Annotated in this window: 4 protein-coding genes; all 4 read right to left on the reverse strand. The window is 71.3% G+C overall.

Translation table 11 applies throughout. The features are described 5' to 3' along the window. Positions 1–298: 298 nt before the first annotated feature. Complete coding sequence (locus GWK61_RS53290; RefSeq protein WP_228564480.1) at positions 299–1030, reverse strand: GntR family transcriptional regulator; 732 nt, start codon at positions 1028–1030, stop codon at positions 299–301. Between the two features lie 74 nt (positions 1031–1104). Beyond that, positions 1105–2106: a proline racemase family protein gene (locus GWK61_RS53295; protein WP_194922012.1), complete on the reverse strand. Its 1002-nt coding sequence runs from the start codon at positions 2104–2106 to the stop codon at positions 1105–1107. Beyond that, a complete protein-coding gene (locus GWK61_RS53300) occupies positions 2106–3014 on the reverse strand; it encodes a dihydrodipicolinate synthase family protein (RefSeq protein WP_194922014.1) in 909 nt (302 codons plus the stop codon). Before GWK61_RS53300 ends, GWK61_RS53295 begins: the two co-directional genes overlap by 1 nt. 3 nt (positions 3015–3017) lie before the next feature. Further along, positions 3018–3427, reverse strand: a 410-nt coding sequence (locus tag GWK61_RS53305; protein WP_194922016.1) for a (2Fe-2S)-binding protein, incomplete at its 5' end; no start/stop codon positions are given.

Here is a 3427-nt window from a genome sequence, read left to right on the forward strand (position 1 = left end):
GACTTCGGCCAAGTCGGAGGCACAGTGGGGGATCGCCCCGCATCGAGCAGGCCCCGCAAGGGGCGGGCACCACACCACAACCCAACAGCCGGACCCCAGCGCCACCCCCAGGCACCAGGGTCCGGCCTAGGGACATGCCCTTCGACAGCCACCTGACACACCCGCCAACCGAACTCAACTCACCGCAACCGCCAGCCGTAGCCCGAAGCACCTCGAAAGGACGCCGCCCCTGACTCCGAAGAAGCCACCGAGCGCGCGATCACCTCGCCGTCGCCCTAGTGGCCAGGCCAAGCCGCAGCTACTCCCGCCCCGCCCAAATGGAGCGCACATGCGTCAGGTGCGTCGTCATCAGTTCCTCGACCAAGTCGGCATCGCGGGCGATCAGCGCGTCCACGAGCGTCACGTGCTCCTCAGCCGAGGCGGCGAGGACGCCGGCGTCGGCCAGGGACGGCAGCCCGTACAAGCGCGACCGGTTTCGCAGGTCGCTCACGACTTCGACCAGGTGCGGGTTGCCGGACAGGCCGAGCAGCGCCAGGTGGAAGGCCTGGTCGGCCTCGACGTAGCCGATCAGGTCGCGGGCCTTGGCCGCGGTGACGATGGCCTCCGCCGCCGGTCGCAGCGCCTGCAGGTCGGCGAGCGGCGCGCTGTGGGCCAGACCGGTGACCACCGGGACCTCGATCAGTGCCCTGATCTCGGTGAACTGGTCGAGGTCCGCCTCGGACAGCTCGGTGACCCGGAAGCCCTTGTTGCGGACGACCTCGACGAGGCCTTCCTTCGCCAGGTCAAGCATGGCCTCGCGGACGGGTGTCGCCGACACTCCGAAGCCGGCGGCCAGCACCGGTGCCGAGTACACGACCCCTGGCCGCAGCTCGCCGGCGATCAGGGCCGCGCGCAGGGCGTGGGAGACCTGTTCTCGGAGCGAGTTGTGGCCCAGCACGCGGGGCAGGTTCAGCGCCGGGCCGCGGTCCGGGTCGGGCCCGGGGGCCGTGCCGGCGAAGACCGCGGCGCTGCTGGTAGTCCTGTCTGGCATGGTCGGAACCCTATCCGCTGATTGATGCGATAACACAGATCTTCGTCGATGAGTACGGACCTTCAGGTGTGCTCTCAGATCAGGAACCCTGCGGGGAACGGATCGGTCGGGTCCAGGAAATACTGCGCGGTTCCGGTCACCCAGGCCCGGCCGGTGACGGTGGGGATCACCGCCGGTCGGCCGGCGACGTCGGTCTGCTCGACCAGGCGGCCGATGAAGCGGGTGCCGATGAAGGACTCGTTGACGAAGTCGGTGTTCAGGGCCAGTTCGCCGCGGGCGTGCAGCTGCGCCATGCGGGCCGAGGTGCCGGTGCCGCATGGGGAGCGGTCGAACCAGCCCGGGTGGATGGCCATGGCGTGGCGTGAGTGCTGGGCCGTGGAGCCGGGCGCGCGGAAGTAGACGTGGTGCACGGCCCGGATGCTGGCGTCCAGGGGGTGGACGGGCTCGTCGGCGGCGTTGATGGCGTCCATGGTGGCCAGGCCGGCGGCGATGATCTCGTTCTTGGCGGCGCGGTCGAAGGGGAGTTTGTAGGCGTCCAGGTCGACGATGGCGTAGAAGTTGCCGCCGTAGGCCAGGTCGTAGTCGATGGTGCCGAAGCCGGGGATGTCGACCTGGGCGTCCAGGCGTTCGACGAAGCTGGGGACGTTGCGGATGGTGACGGACTTGGCGGCGCCGTCCTCGACCTGGACGTCGGCGAGGACCAGGCCAGCCGGGGTGTCCAGGCGCACCGTGGTCACCGGCTCGACCACCGGCACCATGCCGGTCTCGACCAGGACGGTGGCCACGCCGATGGTGCCGTGGCCGCACATCGGGAGCAGGCCGGAGACCTCTATGTAGAGCACGCCGTAGTCGGCGTCGGGGCGTGTCGGGGGCTGCAGGATCGCGCCGGACATGGCGGCGTGGCCCCGGGGCTCGTACATCAGCAGCGTGCGGAGGTGGTCCAGGTGCTCCATGAAGTACAGGCGCTTGGCCATCATGGTCTCGCCGGGCACGACGCCGACCCCGCCGGTGATGACGCGGGTCGGCATGCCCTCGGTGTGGGAGTCGACCGCGTGGTAGACGTGCGTGGTGCGCATCAGCCCTGCTTCCGCTCGCGGGCCTGGTCCTCCAGGGGCAGGACGCGGAGGGTGTCGGCCTTGATGGTGTCGAACTGCTCTGGCAGCAGTGGGACGCGGGGTGGGCGGCAGCCGCCACCGTGCCGGCCGGCCAGGTCCATGGAGAGCTTGATGGCCTGAACGAACTCGGTGCGCGAGTCCCAGCGCAGGAGCGGGTGGAGTTCGCGGTAGAGGGGCAGGGCCGTCTGCAGGTCGCCGGTGATGGCGGCGCGGTAGAGGTCGACGCAGGCGTGCGGGATCGCGTTCGGGTAGCCCGACACCCAGCCCGCGGCGCCGGCCAGGGCGAGTTCGAGCAGGACATCGTCGGCGCCGATGAGCAGGTCGAGCTCCGGTGCCAACTCCTTGATGCGGTAGGCGCGGCGGGTGTCGCCGGAGAACTCCTTAATGGCGCGGATGTAGCCGGCCTCGTGGAGTTGCTGGAGGAGCTCGGGGACGAGGTCGACCTTGGTGTCGAAGGGGTTGTTGTAGGCCACGATCGGGATGCCGACCTCGGCGACGGCCTTGTAGTGCGCGATGACCGAGCGCTCGTCAGCACGGTAGGCGTTCGGCGGCAGCAGCATGACGGCGCCGACCCCGGCCTCGGCGGCCTGCTCGGCCCAGCGCCGTGACTCCATCGACCCGTAGGCGGCGACGCCGGCCAGCACCCGGTCGCCGCCGACCGTCTCGACCGCGGTGCGCACGACGGCGGCACGCTCGTCGTCGGTCAGCGTCTGGTACTCGCCGAGCGAGCCGTTGGGGCACACACCGTCGCACCCGGCGTCGATGAGGCCGCGCAGGTTCTCGGCGTAGGCATCGAGGTCCACGGACAGGTCGTCGCGGAAGGGCAGAGCGGTGGCGACGACGACGCCGTGCCAGGGCATGCGGGACATGGGCTACTTGTTCCTTCGGTCTTGCTCGGCCAGGACACCGAGCGGGACGGGGCGCGCCAGCGGGCGCTTCGCGGCGGCGAGGAGGTCGGCGGCGGAGGGGGATGCGGGATCGGGGCCGTCGGCACCCCCGTCGGCGCGGGCGAGGCAGGCGACGGCGTAGCCGCACACGCGGCCCTGGCACCAGCCCATGCCGGCGCGGGTGAGGAGCTTGACGGTCCGGGCGTCGCCGGCGCCGAGGTCGGTGACCGCCTCGGTGATGGCGGAGGCGGTCACCTCCTCGCAGCGGCAGACGACGGTGTCGTCGGCCAGGTGCGCGCGCCAAGCGGCCGGGATCGGGTGGCGGGCACGGAGGAGGTCGGCGAGGGCGCGTTGGCGGGCCCGGCGACGGAGGAGGGTGGGGAGGTTCGGGGGCG

It is taken from the genome of Catenulispora rubra, assembly GCF_015356825.1.
Lineage (GTDB): Bacteria > Actinomycetota > Actinomycetes > Streptomycetales > Catenulisporaceae > Catenulispora > Catenulispora rubra.